At 69.9% G+C, this 16,466-nt stretch carries 14 protein-coding genes; 5 read left to right on the top strand and 9 right to left on the bottom strand.

The window, feature by feature from the left end; all coding sequences use genetic code 11:
* Nucleotide 1: 1 nt before the first annotated feature.
* Nucleotides 2-2,314, bottom strand: a complete 2,313-nt coding sequence (gene bcsB / locus ABIC51_RS28945) for a cellulose biosynthesis cyclic di-GMP-binding regulatory protein BcsB (protein ID WP_175854065.1) — start codon at nt 2,312-2,314, stop codon at nt 2-4.
* Between the two features lie 481 nt (nt 2,315-2,795).
* Between bcsB and ABIC51_RS28940 the strand changes: the two genes are divergently transcribed.
* On the top strand, nt 2,796-3,818 hold the full coding sequence (locus tag ABIC51_RS28940) for a sensor domain-containing diguanylate cyclase (protein WP_244101948.1): 1,023 nt from the start codon (nt 2,796-2,798) through the stop codon (nt 3,816-3,818).
* An 85-nt stretch (nt 3,819-3,903) separates the two neighbouring features.
* Here the strand turns inward: ABIC51_RS28940 and ABIC51_RS28935 are convergent, their stop codons facing one another.
* The 4 genes from ABIC51_RS28935 to ABIC51_RS28920 all read right to left on the bottom strand — a co-directional run bounded on the left by ABIC51_RS28935 (nt 3,904) and on the right by ABIC51_RS28920 (nt 8,225).
* Entirely contained in the window at nt 3,904-4,356 is a 453-nt protein-coding gene (locus tag ABIC51_RS28935) for a hypothetical protein (protein ID WP_175854066.1), read from the bottom strand.
* Complete coding sequence (locus ABIC51_RS28930; protein ID WP_175854068.1) at nt 4,356-5,762, bottom strand: phosphatase PAP2/dual specificity phosphatase family protein; 1,407 nt, start codon at nt 5,760-5,762, stop codon at nt 4,356-4,358. Before ABIC51_RS28930 ends, ABIC51_RS28935 begins: the two co-directional genes overlap by 1 nt.
* On the bottom strand, nt 5,759-7,528 hold the full coding sequence (locus ABIC51_RS28925; protein WP_059682197.1) for a bifunctional alpha/beta hydrolase/class I SAM-dependent methyltransferase: 1,770 nt from the start codon (nt 7,526-7,528) through the stop codon (nt 5,759-5,761). The genes ABIC51_RS28930 and ABIC51_RS28925 overlap by 4 nt, the downstream gene beginning before the upstream one ends.
* A gap of 91 nt (nt 7,529-7,619) precedes the next feature.
* Nucleotides 7,620-8,225: a CDP-alcohol phosphatidyltransferase family protein gene (locus tag ABIC51_RS28920; RefSeq protein ID WP_175854070.1), complete on the bottom strand. Its 606-nt coding sequence runs from the start codon at nt 8,223-8,225 to the stop codon at nt 7,620-7,622.
* Between the two features lie 134 nt (nt 8,226-8,359).
* Between ABIC51_RS28920 and ABIC51_RS28915 the strand changes: the two genes are divergently transcribed.
* From ABIC51_RS28915 to ABIC51_RS28905, 3 genes are all read left to right on the top strand, one after another.
* Complete coding sequence (locus tag ABIC51_RS28915; RefSeq protein WP_155253126.1) at nt 8,360-8,590, top strand: hypothetical protein; 231 nt, start codon at nt 8,360-8,362, stop codon at nt 8,588-8,590.
* A gap of 102 nt (nt 8,591-8,692) precedes the next feature.
* Nucleotides 8,693-9,325, top strand: a complete 633-nt coding sequence (locus ABIC51_RS28910; RefSeq protein ID WP_059682194.1) for a lysophospholipid acyltransferase family protein — start codon at nt 8,693-8,695, stop codon at nt 9,323-9,325.
* A 37-nt stretch (nt 9,326-9,362) separates the two neighbouring features.
* A complete protein-coding gene (locus ABIC51_RS28905; protein WP_059695701.1) occupies nt 9,363-10,292 on the top strand; it encodes a phosphatidate cytidylyltransferase in 930 nt (309 codons plus the stop codon).
* Nucleotides 10,293-10,334: 42 nt separating this feature from the next.
* Here the strand turns inward: ABIC51_RS28905 and ABIC51_RS28900 are convergent, their stop codons facing one another.
* Genes ABIC51_RS28900 through ABIC51_RS28885 form a run of 4 tightly spaced genes read right to left on the bottom strand, consistent with a single transcriptional unit; the run spans nt 10,335 to nt 15,455 of the window.
* Nucleotides 10,335-11,141 (bottom strand): topoisomerase IV, encoded by an 807-nt coding sequence (locus tag ABIC51_RS28900; RefSeq protein WP_226128678.1) that lies wholly within the window; start codon nt 11,139-11,141, stop codon nt 10,335-10,337.
* A 60-nt stretch (nt 11,142-11,201) separates the two neighbouring features.
* Complete coding sequence (locus ABIC51_RS28895) at nt 11,202-11,873, bottom strand: DUF1266 domain-containing protein (RefSeq protein ID WP_059695754.1); 672 nt, start codon at nt 11,871-11,873, stop codon at nt 11,202-11,204.
* Nucleotides 11,874-11,886: 13 nt separating this feature from the next.
* Nucleotides 11,887-13,107, bottom strand: a complete 1,221-nt coding sequence (locus ABIC51_RS28890) for a hypothetical protein (protein ID WP_354006727.1) — start codon at nt 13,105-13,107, stop codon at nt 11,887-11,889.
* A complete protein-coding gene (locus ABIC51_RS28885; RefSeq protein ID WP_175854072.1) occupies nt 13,104-15,455 on the bottom strand; it encodes a hypothetical protein in 2,352 nt (783 codons plus the stop codon). Before ABIC51_RS28885 ends, ABIC51_RS28890 begins: the two co-directional genes overlap by 4 nt.
* 219 nt (nt 15,456-15,674) lie before the next feature.
* Between ABIC51_RS28885 and ABIC51_RS28880 the strand changes: the two genes are divergently transcribed.
* Nucleotides 15,675-16,466, top strand: a complete 792-nt coding sequence (locus ABIC51_RS28880; RefSeq protein WP_027787793.1) for a response regulator transcription factor — start codon at nt 15,675-15,677, stop codon at nt 16,464-16,466.

Raw genomic sequence — 16,466 nt, 5'->3', positions numbered from 1 at the left:
GTTACATCCCCCGTCGACGCGCGGCGATTCTCTGCAGCACGCTGAACACGCCGAGCGCGAGCAGCAGCCCCGCGACCACGCCGACCGCGCCGAGCACGACCGGATGCCGCGCCGCTTCCGTCCACACGCGCGCATACCACGGCACGAAACCGACCACGTAAGGCTCGCCGACGCGCAGGCTGTCGACCTGCCCCGGCCGCACCAGCGCGAGGTCGCCCTGCAGCTGCGACACGAGCCCGGCGTTCTCGAACACGTCGAGCAGATCGCCGAGGCGCGGCTGGTCGGTCGCCGTCAGCGCGACCACGCTGCGCCCCCGGCTGCCCGGCAGCTCGAACCCGGCAAGCGCCGCGAGCGAACCCGTCTGCTCGATGTGCGCGCCGCCTTCGGCCAGGCCGACGCCGTTGCGCCAGCGCTCCTTCACCGAGAACGCGATGCGCGCGGTGCCTTCGCCGCCCGCGCTGCCCTGCTCGCCGATCACGAGCGGCAGCGCCGAGCGCCAGTGCGCGAGCAGCGGCGACGCGGGCGAGCCGTCGATCACGAGCAGGTCCTTGCTGCCCGACAGCGCGGCGACGTCGCCGGGCCGCGCGACCTGCACGCGCAGGGCCGGAAACCCGGTCCATTCGCCCATGTGGCCGAGCATCGTCAGGTAGGCCTCGAGCTCCTGCGGCGACGGCCGGTCGGGCATCACGACGGCCGTCTGCGACAGGTCGGCGAAGCGCGTGAACGGGAAGCCGCTGTTCGCGAAGAACGCGAGGTTCGGCAATTGCGCGTAATGGACGAAGTGCGAGAAGTCGATCGTCGAATCGGGATCGATCGCCGCGCGCTGCGGCTCGGTCGCCGTGCTCGAGCACAGGCCCGTCTTCTGCGAGTCGAGCGTGAAGCGGAACTGCAGCTGGTTGCCGCTGCCGACCCGGAACGCCGGGATGTCGACGTCGCTCGTCACGCGCCCTTCGGGCACCGACAGCAGCGGCAGCTGCATGCGGCCGTGCGCGTCCTCGGCTTGGGCCGGCCCGAGCCGGTACGACTTCACGAGTTGCTCGTTGATCTCGACGGCGAGCGTCGAGTTGTCCTGCACGGTCGGCGCCGTGTAGCGGTAGCGCAGCGTGATCGGCACGCCCGCGCCGTTCCACGAATGCAGATCGGCCGGCACGCGCAGGTTCAGGCGGATTGCGTCGGGCGTCGTGCCGCGCACTTCCAGCTGGCGCGTATCGGATACGAGCTCGCGGAACGCGATCGGCCGGTTCACGGGTAGCCAGCGCGGCGCGTCGTACGGCTTGCGCGGCGCGCCGGGATCGACGTGCGCGACCGTCGCCGCCGGCCCCGACAGCGCCGCGCGGCCCAGCACGAGCGTCGCGACCGCATCGTCGACCTCGGCCGCCGTGCGGCCCGTGACGACGAGCAGCTTGCGCCCCGGCGCGGCCGGGTTGTCCGCCACCGCGAGCAGCGGGCCGTTGATCGACGGCAGCGCGAGGCCGGCCGGCAGCGTCGCGGCCGTGCCGATCACCACCGCCTGGTCGTCCGTCGGCAGCCCGGACGACACCGGGAACCGCGCATGCCGGTAATCGGCCAGCGCGCCGAACCACGACGCGAGCACGCCCGCGCTGCGCAGCGTCGCCGAATCCGGCGACGCCGGCAGCACGAACGGCAACCGCACGCGGCCGTTGTCGCGCCGGTCGAAGAACGGCGCGGGCAGCAGCGCGAGATCGTTCGGCAGGCGCACCGGCGACTCGTCGAGGATCAGCTCGCTCTTCGGGCTCACGTCGGCCCACAGCGCCGAGTTCGACGGATCCTCGCAATGGTCGAGCGTGTAGTGCGCGATCAGGCGCAGGCCGATCTGGTTGAAATCCGAGAAATAGCGCGGATCGATCGGGATTTCCTGCGTGACCGTCCGGCCCGCCTGCGCGGCGTCGAACGGAACGGTCGCGATCACCTCGCCGTTCACCGACACCTTCAGGTGCGACATCGGGAACACCAGCGACGGTGAATAGGCGTAGGTCAGGCGCAGCCGCGCGCCGGTGACCACGCGGTCGAGCCGCACGCCTGCGTTGATCGTGCGCGCGTCGTCGGCGCCGCGCAGGCGCAGCGGATCGAACGCACCGAGCGACGCGAACGGCAGGTGCACCGTCGTCGCCGGCAAGCCGGCGGACGGCGCACTGGCCGCCGCGGGCGCGGCCGCGAGCACCGGCACCGGCATCGCGCCCGAGGCCGCGGCGGCGGCCGGCACGGCCGGCATCGGTGCGGCCGACAGCGCGGCGGCGTGAAACGCGCCGACCATGGCGGCCGACAGGACGAACAGCGACACGGCCGGCTTCATGCGCCGCTCCGTTTCGTCAGGATCGTCAGGTCATTCGTTGCATCGGAACCGATGCGCGCAAAGCAGCTATGCCCGTGAGTGAACAATCCCACTGCTTCCCCTCATATCTATCCAACTGGCCTGATTCATTTATCGAAACGATGCGGCGATTTCTTTAATCGCCTGTCATCGTGCTGCGCGCGCGCCTGGCACCGGCACGCGCCCATTCGTCACACTATCTCAAAAATAGGACAAAACTCACCCCGATTCGCGACGATGAAGCGAAAAAAACCTCAATCCAGTCGAAAATGCTGCGCGAGAGGGATGAATGGTAAGAATTGCGCCGTTGTCGCCCGACGGGCCGAACGGCATACTGCCGGCGCGGTTCGGCCGGCCGGCGGCGGTTCGTTGCAGACCGCCCCGGAACGCGCCGCCGCGAAGCGGCGCGTATGCTACCGCAATCCCGTGCCGCCGGACGTGCTTTCTTTCACGGAAAACTGACTTGAATCAAATCGCCGACACCGCCACTCCGTCCCCCGATACCCTGCTGCGCATCATTGCCGCCCAGACCGAGATCGCGAAGCTCGGCCTCGACCTCGGCAGCGTGATGGCCTATGTGGCCGAGCAGGTGCCGCAGCTCACCGGTGCGAGCGCCGCCGCGGTCGAATTCGCCGAGGGTGACGACATGGTGTACCGCGCCGCGTCGGGCACCGCGGCCGGGATGCTCGGCCTGCGGCTGCGGCGCTCGGGCAGCCTGTCCGGCCTGTGCGTGCAGCAAGGCGAGCTGCTGCACTGCATCGATTCGGAAACCGACCCGCGCGTCGATCGCGACGCATGCCGGCGCGTCGGCCTGCGCTCGATGCTCGTGATGCCGCTCACCCATGCCGACACGACGGTCGGCGTGCTGAAGGTGATGTCGCCGGAAGTCGACGGCTTTTCGCCAGCCGATGCCGGCACGCTGCGGCTGACGGCCGACCTGATCGCCGCCGCGATGTTCTACGCGGCGCGCAACGAGGCGAACGAACTCTACATGCGCGCGACGCACGACGCGCTCACGGGCCTGCCGAACCGCGCGCTGTTCTACGACCGCCTGCGGCAGTCGATGCACACGACGCTGCGCGCGAACGGCCGGCTCGGCATCCTCAACATCGACATGGACGGGCTGAAGCCGATCAATGACGGGTTCGGCCACCGCGCGGGCGACGCGGCGCTGCGCGAGATCGCCACGCGGATGCAGGGCGCGGTGCGGCGCTCAGATACGGTCGCGCGCATCGGCGGCGACGAATTCGCGGTGATCCTGCCGAACATCGGCAACCGCGACGATGCGCATGCGCAAAGCACGCGGCTCGCGCGCCAGGTGAGCGAACCGTTCGAATTCGAGGGGCGCCCGCTGCGGCTCGGCGTCAGCGTCGGGATCGCGCTGCTGCCCGACGACGGCACCGACATGACCGCGCTGATCGAGCATGCGGACCAGGCGATGTATGAGGTGAAGCGCACGCGGTCGCAGCGGACGGCTCACGCGTAACGCGCACTCGAAGACGGCTTCCTCGATGCACGGGCGGCCGGAACGACAGCGTCGACCACGCGCGGCGAGCTCACACGGCCGCTGACTAGCCGATCTGCGAAACGGCAATCGCGAGCCCGACCACGAGCCACTGCACGATCGCGACGAGCACACCTGCGCGGCACAGCCCGACCGCGCCGCGCACGCGTGCGTCGAGCGCACGTCCGGCCTTCGACGCGTCGATCCAGCCGAGATCGGCAAGCGCGCGGTCGAGCGCGGCGAGGGCGTCGTCGCCCGATGCGTCGCCGGCCACCGCGCGCGCAAGCGCGGCGAACAGCCGGCGGTCGATCTCGATCCGCACCGCAACCCACAGCGCCGCGATCCCCGACCCGGTGCTGACGACGGCCAGCAGCACGCGCGCGACCGTCGCCGGCGCCCAGCCCGATGCGATCCACCAGCCCGCGCCGGCCGCGGCCAGTGCGGCCGCGATCGCCCACGCGCCCGCATCGAGCGCGCCGCGCGCGGCGGCAATCCTGAATGGCGCGGACGGGTCGCGCATCACACACCTCCCGCGCCGCGGCGGTGATCGATCCAGTGCTGCAGCACGGCCACGCCGTCGTCCGACCACACCGCATGCGGCCGCACCGCACGCACCGCGGCCAGCGCGTCGCGCGCATCGCCGAACCCGCGTCGCGCCGCCAGCCACGCGGCCGCGCACAGCACGCTGCGCCCGTAGCCGAGCGCGCAGCAGACCAGCACGTCGCGCCCTTCCCCGTGCAGGCGTTCGAGCGCCGCGACGGCCTGCGCAAGTTGCGCGGCCGTCGGCGCGACGAGGTCGAGCTGCGGCACGCTCGTATAGGCAAGTGATGCATCGGCCGCCGCCCAGCGCGGCATTTCGGCCGTCAGGTCGACCAGTGCCGTGAAACCGTGGCGGCGCACGTCGGATGTGGTCGGCGTGCGGCCGAGCGACACGCGTTCGTCGATCCGCACCGGCGCCGGCTGCCGGAACGTCCACAGCCGCGAATTGACGAATGCGCCGGCGATCGTCGGCGCGAGCAGCCAGCGGATGACGACCGGGAAACGCCCGTGCGCATCCTTCTGGAACGCGCCGGGTGCGCCGCGCCGGTAGATCCACGCGACACACGCGAGCGCCAGCGCGACCCACCCGGCCGCCAGCGCCCAGCCGGGCGCGCGCGGCACGCACCAGAGCGCCACGAGCGCGACCGCCGCCGCGCCGAGCGCATAACGACGCGCGAGCGCGCGGCCGGCCGCGCCCGGCGACGCATCGGCGCCCGGCAGCCGGCCCGCGGCATCGCGCAGCGGGAACAGGAACAGCGCGAGACAGCCGACGGCCGCACCGGTCGGCACGTCGATCGCGTGATGCTGGTAGGTCGTCAGCACCGACACGCCGATCGCCGCGAACCACAGGTGGAGCACGACGCGCGCGAGCGTGCCGCGCACGTGCTTCGCATAGACGGCCCACAGCACGACGAGCAGCCCGATGTGCAGCGACGGCGCCTGGTTGAACGGCTTGTCGAACCCCATCAGCAGCGTGAACAGCGCACCGGCCACGCCGCCCGCGTCGGGCCGCTCGAACCCGAAGCGCAGCGGCCACGCGATGAAGCACGCGACCGATACCAGTTGCACGGTCAACAGCCGTTTCACGTGATCGAGCAGGTCGGCGCGGCGCGTCCAGAAGAAGAACGACAGCGCATACAGCAGGTCGATCGACCAGTACGGCACGATCGTCCACGGCACGAACGGGATCGCGTGCTCCCAGCCGAACGCGAAGGTCGGCACCGCCACGCGGCGCGCGGCGAGCCAGTTCGCGAAGCCGTAGGTCGAGAAGAACACGGCGCCCATCACCGCGAGCCAGCCGAGACGCAGCGCGAACGACGCGTCGCGTGCGCCGGCCGCCGACGTCTGCGCCGCCAGGCCGCGCGCGTCGCCGCCGAATTCGCTCATGACGCGTCGACCCGCTGCGCGAGGCTGACCGTGAAAATACCCATTTCGTCGATCCGCTGGTCGAGCTTGCGGAACCCCGCGCGCGCGACGAGTTCGTCCATCTCGGCCTGCGAGCGGCGGCGCATCACCCAGGTCGCCTCGCCGCGGTGATTGTTCAGTGCGCGTGCGATGAATTCGAGCTGCGGATGCCACGGCTGCCCCGTATAGACGAGATAACCGCCCGGCGGCACGGCCTGCGCGAGCCCGCGCAGCGAGCGCTCGATCAGCGCGTTCTCGCCGAACAGTTCGTAGAGGCCCGACACGATCGCGAGCGTCGGACGCGGCTCGAGCGTCGCGAGCGACGCCTCGTCGAACGCGTCACCGCGCTCGAAGCGCGCGATCGGCTCGAGGCCGCGCTGCGCGATCAGCACGCGCCCGGCCTCGACGTTCGGCGGGCTGTAGTCGCGCAGCGTGATGTCGTCGGGCGCCGCGCCGTCACGCTCGGCGGCCGACGCGATCGCGTCGAGCACGTAGCGCCCGTGCCCGGCCGCGATGTCGACGATCCGCACCGGCGTGCCGTGGCCGCGCAGGCGGCCGATCGCCGCGCCGATCAGCTCCTGCAGATGCACCTTGCGCTGGCGGATGCCGACCCAGCCCGGCGAATCGAGATACGTGCGGTCGATCAGCGCACCGACGCCGAGCCGCCCCTGCGCGCGGTTGCGATACACGTAATCGAGCGTCGAGCCCGAATCGAAACCGAGCCGCAGCCCGAGCGCGATACCGTCCGACAGCGCGCCGCCGGCCTTCAGGCCGGCTCGCGTGAGCGCCCAGTACGCACGCGCGAACGCATTCGCGGGCGGCCGGCCGAGCGCCGCGTATTCATCGTGGAACGCACCGCGCCGGTCGGCATCGGCGAGCGACACGCGCGGGCTCGGCGCATCGAATTCGCGCAGCACGAATGCGCGCAGCGGCGCGAGCGCCTGCGCGCGATCGCGTTCGCCGAGCGTGTCGTGATAGAAGCCCGGCAGCACGATGCGCTCCTTGCGCGCGGCGCCCAGGCGTTCGAAGAAACGGTCCTGCGGGCCGCGATGCACGACCCAGTCCGCGCCCGAGATCAGCAGTTGCGTCGGCACGGTGATCGCGGCCGCATCGGCGACGATCCGCTGCGCGGTGTCGTGCAGGTCGAGCAGCATGTTGACCGCGATCGGCCGCGTGATCAGCGGATCGGACGCATAACTCGCGATCCGCTCGGGATCGTGCGTGAGGAATTTCGGCTTCACGTAGCTGTTCACGTAGAACAGCCCGCGCAGCTTGTGCATCAGCCGCAGGCCCGGCCGCGCGAACGGCACGTAGAGCTTGATGTGAAACGCCGGCGACGCGACGACGAGCGCGCGGATCGGCGGCGCGTAGTCGTGCACCCAGGTGGCCGCGAGCACCGCGCCGACGCTCTGGCCGACCACGGCCATGTCCTCGATCGCGATGCCGTGCGTGTCGCGGATATGTTCGACGAAGGTCTGCAGGTCGCGTACCGACGCGGCCGCGCTCGGGCTGTAGCCGCGTGCGCCGGGCGAGCGGCCGTGGCCGCGCGCATCCCACGCGAAGAACGCGAAATCCGGCAGGTCGAGCTCGTCGACGAGATGCGCGACGCGCGCCGAATGTTCGTGGCCGCGATGCAGCAGCACGATGGCGCCGCGGCAGCGCGGGCCCGTTGCGGGCCAGTGACGATAGAACAGCGTTTCGCCGTCGTGCGTGATGAAGTCGGCCTCGCGGGCCAGGCGTGCGCTCATGCGTTTTTCTCTCGTTTCGTTATTCGAATCATGGTGCGCCGCCCTCCGGCGCCCGGTACCGCCACTGCCTTTGACTGCCTTGACTACCCTTTCAACCGCCCTTTTCCGCGATGCCGGCCTGCACGCGCCGGACCACGGTCACGATCGACAGCACAATCAGCAGCCGCCACAGCCATGCGGCGACGCCGCCGACCGGAAACCCGAGCCCGATCCACAGCGCGAACGCGCCGAGGGCGAGCGCGCGGTCGCTCTTGCCGAACGGGCCGTCGTAGCGGCGGCTCGCGCCGACCAGCGGGCCGATCAGCCCCGCGCATTCGACGATCACCGCCGTCAGCGCGAACAGCCAGACGTCTGCCGGAGCGAACGCCGGAATCGCGAGAAACGGCAGCACCAGCGCGACATCGGACACGACGTCGCCGAGTTCGTTCAGGTACGCGCCGAGCGTGCTCTTCTGGTTGTGCTCGCGCGCGAGCATCCCGTCGATCGCATTGAGCGCCATCCGCACGAACAGCCACAGCGGGATCAGCAGGAACAGCGCGCGGGCAAACACGCCGAGCCCGGCGAGCGCGCCGACGACGATCGAGCCGCCGGCCGCGAACAGCGTGACCTGGTTGGCCGTGACGCCGCGCTCGGCGAGCGAGTTCGCGAACGGGCGCAGGCGGTTCTGGAATTTGGGTTTGAGTGCGTAGAGGCTCATCGTTTCGTATTCGTTCTATTCACGCGGCACAGTCGGACACCTTTCCCGCCGCCATGCCCCGGGCGGCGAAACGGCCCTGGACGGCCTTCCATGGACGGCCCTAATCGTCGCCGAGCGGCCCCGATGCGTCAAGCATGCGCCCGGCGCGCAAGCGCGGCGCCAATCTGGCGTTTTTGACGGAAACTCGCGATAATCCGCTGGCCCGAGCGCAGCACGATCCATTCGAACTGCAAACGGGCACTCGTGCAACAGCCGATTATCACGCCGCCGACCGGCGCATTCGCCGCGACGCAACAGCGTGTGGCGGCGAATCGTCCGATTATCGCGGACCTGCGACAGGCAGCCACGAATTTGAAAAAATTTAAACAAGGGCCGTCAGGCGCGCATCCTGCCGCGCCGGCATTCCGGGGTTCCGCCCGCCGCGCATGCGCCGCGGGCCATGCAGGCAGGCAGGAGGCGCGACGCCGATGAACATACTCAACGTCTGGCAGCGCGACTTCCTGCTGTCCATCGTGCGGCTCGTCGCCGGCGCGTATCCGGTCTGGCATCAGGCGCCGCCGTCCCCCACGCAGAAGATCTACTTCTCGAACCACACGAGCCACATCGACACGCTCGCGATCCTCGCCGCGCTGCCGCGCGACGTGCGCGCGGTCGTGCGGCCCGTCGCCGCGCGCGACTACTGGGACAGCAGCGACGCGAAGCGCCACATCGCGCAGAAGCTGCTGAACGTCGTGCTGATCGATCGCCACCGGGAATCCGGCGGCGATCCGCTCGACCCCGTGCGCGACGCGCTCCGGCAGGGCCATTCGATCATCATCTTCCCGGAAGGCACGCGCGGCGCCGAGATCCTGCCGCAACCGTTCAAGAGCGGGCTGTTCCACCTCGCGACCGAGTTTCCGGACGTCGCGCTCGCGCCCGTCTATCTCGAGAACCTGCAACGGATCATGCCGAAGGGTGCGATCTGGCCGGTGCCGCTGATCTGCAAGGTGCACTTCGGCGCGAACGATGCGCTCGGTGCCCAGGAAGACAAGCCGACGTTCCTCGCCCGCATGCGCGACGCGGTCGTCGCGCTCGCGCCGCCGCAGCGGCCGGCCGGCTGAACACCGCCCCCTCCTTTCCCTTTTCCGGATATCCCCCATGCGAACTCTCTTCTGGGAACTGGTCGCGGGCGTCACGGGCGTGCTCGTCATCGCCACCGTGATCGGCGCGATCCTCGGCGCGCGCAGCGGCGGCACGAGCGCGACCATCGTCAACCTGAACCAGCGCATCCGTGCGTGGTGGGCGATGATCGCGATCATGGTCATCGCGATCAGCCTCGGCAACAACGTCACGTATCTCGTGTTCGCGGTGCTGTCCTACCTGACGCTGCGCGAATTCATCACGCTCACGCCGACGACCGCGAGCGACCACACGACGCTGTTCATCGCGTTCTTCGTCGCGATCCCCGTGCAATACCTGCTGCTCGGGATCAACTGGTACGGGATGTACTCGATCTTCGTGCCCGTGCACCTGTTCTTCGCGATGTCGCTCGTGTCGGCGCTCACGCAGGACACGCGCGAATTCCTGAGCCGCAACGCGAAGATCAACTGGGCGCTGATGGTGTGCGTGTACGGGCTGAGCCACGCGCCGGCCGTGCTGATCCTCGACATTCCGCGCTACACGGGACAGAACGCGCTGCTGCTGTTCTTCTTCCTGCTCGTCGTGCAGATCAGCGACGTGCTGCAGTATGTCGTCGGCAAGCTGTTCGGGCGCCGCAAGATCGCGCCGCAGCTGTCGCCGTCCAAGACGATCGAGGGGTTCGTCGGCGGCGGGCTGCTCGCGACGCTGTGCGGCGCGTCGCTATATCGCGTGACGCCGTTCAGTTTCGGCGCCGCGTTCGGGATCTCGCTCGCGATCGTGATCGCGGGCTTCGTCGGCGGCCTCGTGCTGTCGGCGGTCAAGCGCTCGCTCGGCACCAAGGACTGGGGTTCGATGATCGCGGGCCACGGCGGGATGCTCGATCGCGTCGACTCGATCTGCTTCGCCGCGCCGGTGTTCTTCCACCTCGTCCGGTATCTGTACGTGTGACAGGCGGGCGGCACCGCGCCGCCCGTTCCTTCGCGCGAACGGTCAGTATCCTGCGCGCAACGCCTTCGGCACCACGTAGCGGCCGCGCGCCGCGTCGAACGTCACCGTGTAGCGCGCGTGAATCGCCTTGTCGCCGCGCGAGCCCGTTTCCGTGACCGTCAGCGGATAGACGTCGCCGGTGCCGGTCGTGTCGGGCACGATCGAAAACGTGCGGCTCTCGCAATGCGACTTCGCGTTCCCGCAATCGAGCGACCCCGTGTTGTCGAGCGCTTCGTCGATGCGCGGCGCCGCCTCGACGATCGCGTTGCCGACCGGCAGCCAGATCGATCGCATCGCCATCGTATAGCCCTGCAGCGTGACGCCGTCGCCGATCGTGAAGCCGAACAGGTGCGGGCCGTACCGCTCGATGCGCACCGTACCCGGCTCGCCGCGCTTGCCGGACGCAATATCCGTCTTCTTCACCACCGGCTCGAGCGTCTTGCCGTCCGCCGCGGGCTTCAGCACGTACAGGTCGATGGTGCCCGTCGTGCCGTCCGAATCCATCCCCGGCATGCCGTCCTGCACGGCGGCCTCGGTCTCGCCGCACACCGCGAGCAGATACCGCGGGCCGTCGGCGGTCGCGACGCGCAGCGACCCGCACGGCGAATGAATGAAATCGCCCGCGTCCGACTGCCAGCCCTTGCGGTCCGCGCGCCAGTTGCCGTAGTGGTCGTGGAGGAACGTGCGCAGCAGGCGGTCGGCCGCGACCGGCTCGACCGCCTGCGCCGTCGCGGGCAGCACCGTCGCCGGCGCCGCACACGCAACGGACAGCGCCAGACGTCGCAACAGGGGATAAACCGATGAAATCATGTCGGCGTCGGCAGGAACGGAAAGCGGTATGCGAAGTGAACGGCTGGCGGCATCGACGCGTCACCGAGGTTGCGCGACCGGTTCGGGATCGAACGCCGCCAGCCCCGGCCATGCCGCCCGCCCCCACACACCGTCACCCGGTGCAAGCCAGCGCTGCAGCGTGGCGTCGTCGAACGCCTTGCCGAACGGGTCGGCGCGAAACCCGGCCACCCACTGCTTGCGGCCCGCGATATACGCGCTACCGAAGTCCGTCCAGCTGCCGAAACAATCCTGCGCGCGCTGCGCGTTGAGCAACAGCACACGCCACGCGGTGTCCGGCTCGGTCCAGCCCATCAGCATCGCCACGCGCGCGAGGAACGCCATCCGCGCACAGGCGAACGCGAGTGCGGCACGCGGGTCGTCGGTCGGCTGCAGCGCATGCAGGTCGGCCCGAAACCATTGCGTCTCGAGCACGCGTGCGAGGTGCGCGCGCGCATCGTCGTCCGTCGCGTCGGTGCGCAACTCCATCTGATGCAGCATCTGCGCGCGCAGGAACTTGCGCGACGTGTCGTTCAGGTGGCTCGTATCCGCATCGTCGAAACCCGAGAACCCGGTCGCCTCCACGTACGGATGCGCGAGCAGCAGCGCCCAGTGCTTGCGGGCGGACAAGGTCGAATGACGCGCACCGCGCCGGCGGAGGTAGCGCACGATACGCCACAGCACGAACAACGCGACGATCAGCTTGAATGTCATAGTCTTCGCCCCGTCATTCGCCGGCACTGGCGCCGTGCGGCGCGTCGTAGCCGGGCCAGCGCACGTTCTCGGTCGCAAAGGCGGGCCGTGCGTCGTCCCGTTGCGCGGACGGCACCGCGGGCGCCAGCGTCGCGCGCACCGCGTAACGCACCAAGCCGGCGCGCGGCGGCCGCGCCTGCAGCAGTTCGGGCTGCCGCGCGGCGACCAGCCACTCGACGGTCGGCGTCGGCTCGGCGAGCCGCCCGAACAATTGCGGATGGCGCGCGACGAGCCGTGCTTGCGACGCGGCATCCGTCACGTCCTCGATCCTGCACCACCCCGACGCCGTATGGACCACGCCGAGCGCGATGCAGTCGGGCGGCGTGTTATCCGTCGTCCCCAGCGTATTCAGGCACGCCAGCACGTCGTCGACATAGCGCTCGACCGGCGGCCGGTTCTGCTTGCCCTTGACCTGATCGACGTCGAGGCCGCCGTCCGCGCGCATCGCGACACTGATCGTGATGTGCGGCTGGCCGCTCGCGTCCCGGAAGCTCAGCAGCCGCAGCGTGCGCGCCTCGATCGCTTCCGCGTAGCGCCCGCCGTAGCCGCCCGTCAGCGCCTGCCGGTCGGCGAACTGGCCGAGGCAATGGCGCATCACGTAACTCTCGAACGCCATTTCGGCGCGCAGCAGCGCGCTGTCGGGCAGGAATTCGACGAAGCGGCCGTTCGCGGTTTCACACCAGGTGCGCAGCGCATCGGGCTGGCTCTCGCGCCAGCCGCGCGCAATCCGGGCCGCCATCTCCGCATGCTCGCGTTCCCACATCGCGAGCGCCTGCGGGCAATTGACGCGGTCGAGCTTGCCCTCGAGCCCGGTCCCCTTGCGCGACTCGAGAAACTCGACGAGCGTGGTTTCGAGCGCGAGAAGCTGCGGATCGCCCGGGTCGACCCAGACGACGGGCGCCAGCCTGCCGGCGTCGGCTTCGCCGATCGTCTTCGCGTCCGCACCGAAGCGCCGCGCGACCCACGCCGGCGGCGCGGCGTTACCGAGCGCCTGCCGCGCGTCGTCGAGCGACCCGATCGTGCGTGCCGGCTCGAAGTTCGCGACGACGTGCCGGTAGAAATGGTTGAGCAGCCACGCGCGCACCGCGTCGGCATCGCCTCGCGCGGTGCTGCGCGCGGCGATCGCCGCTTTCAGCGCATCGGCGTTCAGCGCGTTGCGCGGCGCATAGCCGGCCCGCCGACCGACGGCCGTCATTGCCAGAACTTCCACCAGCGCTTGCCCGGCGCGGCCGTCGTCGGGCCCGCCGCCGCAGGCGGCGCACCGGCCTCGCTGATCCGCCGCTCGATCACGTCCATCTTCAGGTCGAGCGGTTCGGCGGCGTGCCGGTTGCCGGCGAGCACCCGTTCGTAGAAATATTTCGCGTCCGGCTGGCGGCCCAGTTCGTACGCCGCGTCGGCGGCCCGGAGCAGCACGTTCAGATCGCGCGACGCGTCGGCCTGCGCACGCGCGGCGTCGTACAGCGCCGATGCCTGGTCCGGATGCGACTCCGACATGTGGGCCGCGAACACGAGGCGGGCAATCAGTGCCTCGTCGGGCAACCTGCCGTCGAGCTGGTCGTGCTCGCGCTGCCAGCCGACGAGGCGCTCGAGCCAGATCGGCAATTCGTTGCAGCGATCGACGCGGTACAGCGCGCGCACCACGTCGCGCACGTACCAGTTCGGCTCGTGCCGGCTGTAACCGTATTCGGCGGCGTAGTGCCACAGCTGCTCGGCGGCTTCGAGCATCTCTTCATCCTTCTCCTGGCACGCGAGCACGTAGCGCACCCCGTCGTAATGCTCGGCAAACGAACTCGCCGCGATCCCGTTGCGATGCAGGACCAGCGCTTCGTCGTAGCGCTCCTCGCCGCGATAGAGGATCGCGAGGTTGTTGCAGAGCATCGAATACAGGTGCGCGCACGCATCGTACGGATGGCCGTTGCCCGTCTCGAAGAAGCGCTCCATGCAGGCGCGGCCCTGCTCGTACGCGGCGATCTTCAGGCGCTCGAGATCGGCGCGTACCGGCGCCTGTTCCGCGGCCGGCAGCGCGTCGATCGCCTCCTCGGCCCTGTCCTCGATCGAGCACGCGTAGCCGTAGCTCCACAAGCCGCTGCGCAGCGGCGGCGGCGGCAGCTTCATCGCGGCGGCGACACCCAGCGCCCGAATGCGCGCATCGGTCAGCATGAACCCGGTGCGGTTGTCGTACATCTCGCCTTCCTGCGCGGCCGCGAGCAGGCGCGCGGCCTGGGTCGTCGCGTCGATGCGGCCGGTTTCGCCGTCGTAGACGGCCGCGAGCCGCGCGATCCACGGATGGCCGGGCGCGCGCCGCAGTGCGACCTCGCGCGCGGCGTCGGCGATCGCGTAGCGCAACGCGTCGCCTTCGAGCGAGCCGAACGCGGCAAAGATCTCGCCATGGGTCGGCGAACGCGCGGCCAGCGCGTCGGGCCCTTCCGCGCCGAGTTCGACGAGCCGCTCGAGCGTCGGCTGGAAACCCGCTGCGCGCATCGCGCACAGCGGCCACCAGACCGACGTGTCGGTCGGCTCGGCCAGGCGTGCATGGATGATCTGCCCGACCCGGTCGAGCATGCTGCTTTCGATCTGGTACACGTGGAAGAACGCCCTGCGCCCTGCCTCGTCGAAACGGCCCGCCTCAAGCAGCCACGGCAGTTCGTATTCGATGAAGTCGTCTCCGCCGTCCGATTCGAGGCTGTGGCGCGCCATCTCGCAACGGGCCAGCGCGCCCGCGAGATCGCCTTGCGCGTGTGCCGCCCGCGCGGCGAGCCGCGCCAGCCTCACCTCGGCCTCGCGGCGAGGCGGCAGCGCCCAGTCGGCAATGCGCGACTCGACGGCCTGGCGAATGGTGTCGAACTGCAACGGCGCGATCTCGATCATCGCCCGGCCGATCCGCAGCCAGTCGTCGGCGTCGATGTCCTGGTCCGCCGCTGCCGATGCCATCGCAGCCACCGCGGCCTCGGCCGCCGCACGCGCGTCGTCGTCCCGGTCGAGACGCCGCAGTGCCCACGCGCGCAGGCATTGCCGGTTCGCCTCGTCCCACGCGCGAAACGTGGCGCGGCCGGCAATCGCGCGGTTCAGCGCATGCCGCAGTTCGATCGCGTCGAGCGCATGCTCCGCGTGGTCGAATTCGAGCGTATCGAGAATGCGTGCGCGGACGTAGCGATCGGCATCGAGCGTCGGCGACGTGCGCAAGACGTCGTGCATCTGGCCGATCGCCTCGGTGACGGCGTCGTTCTCGCCCAGGTGCCGGGCGACCTGCAGCCGGTATAGCGCGAGTTGCATGCGGATGTCGGGCCGCGCCTCGGGCGGCGCCGCGTCGTGCACGCCCGTGCCGTCCTCGTCGAGCACGGCGCGCGCGGCGGCCGGATCGCCGGCGTGCATCCACAGCGTGTGCAGGCGCGCGATCGCGTCGAGCGAATCGGCACGCAACGGCTGCGCACGCAGTCGTGCCGCAAGGTCGCTCTCGCGGCTCGAATCGCTTTCCTCGAGATCGGCTTCGAGCCGGTTCATCAGTGTGTCGAGCGGCTGGCCCGTCAGGGGCATCGTCGTCATATCGATATTGGAATGGGCGTTTGTAGTTGTATTGGCGCTGGGAGTCATCGACTTCTCCATCTCGGAATCGCGATAGCTTATCAGGAGACGGCGACCGTGCGCGGCCTCGCCATTCGCGTCGCCCGGCGTTACGATCTCGTTCTTCATCCCCGGACAGGTCGATGCGCACGGTGCGACGGCGCGACGCGCGCCGACCGGTCCCGCCGACCCGGAAACCGCATGAACCTCACCTTGCAGGATGTCGCGTGGCATCGTTCGGTCGGGCGGCTCATCGAGTCGCTCGACCAGCCGGGCTTCTGGCTGGCGCTGATCCGGCTGATCGAGGAATACGTCGCGGTCGACAGCTGGGTCGTGCTGACCTTCGGCGACGGCCGCCCGCAGGTGTTCGCCGAATGCCCGTACGAAGGCGGCGGCCCCGACCCGCTGTTCCGCGACTACGTGCAGGGCCTGTACCAGCTCGACCCGTTCTACATCGCGAACCGCGACGCGCCGAGGAGCGGCCTGTTCCGGCTGTCGGACGTCGCGCCCGAATGCTTTCGCGATACCGAGTACTACACGCTCTATTTCACGCACAACGTCGTCGAGGACGAGGTGCAGTTCAACGTCGTGCTCGACGATGCGCGCACGCTGTGCCTGTCGCTCGGCAGCAAGCGGCGCTTCAGCCCCGGGCAGGTTGCGCTGCTCGACCTGATCCGGCCGTGGGTGGCCGCGCTGATGCGGCAGCGGCTCGCGTTCGAGCCCGCCTCCGCGGAGCAGGCGCCGCCGCGCCGGGCCGGCGCGCACGATGGCTTCGAGCAGGCGATGGCGCGGCTCGGCACGCCCCTCACCGCGCGCGAACTCGACGTGATCCGGCTGATCCTCAGCGGCCGCTCGAACAAGGAAGTCGCGAACAAACTGTCGATTTCCGCCGAAACGGTCAAGGTGCATCGGCGCAACATCTACGGGAAGCTCGCGATCAATTCGCAATCGGAACTGTTTTCACTGTTCCTGAAGGCGCAGACCGACGGATAG

The organism is Burkholderia sp. 572, assembly GCF_040545135.1.
GTDB classification, from domain to species: Bacteria; Pseudomonadota; Gammaproteobacteria; order Burkholderiales; family Burkholderiaceae; genus Burkholderia; species Burkholderia cepacia.
This window is presented reverse-complemented; position numbering and strand designations above follow the sequence as displayed.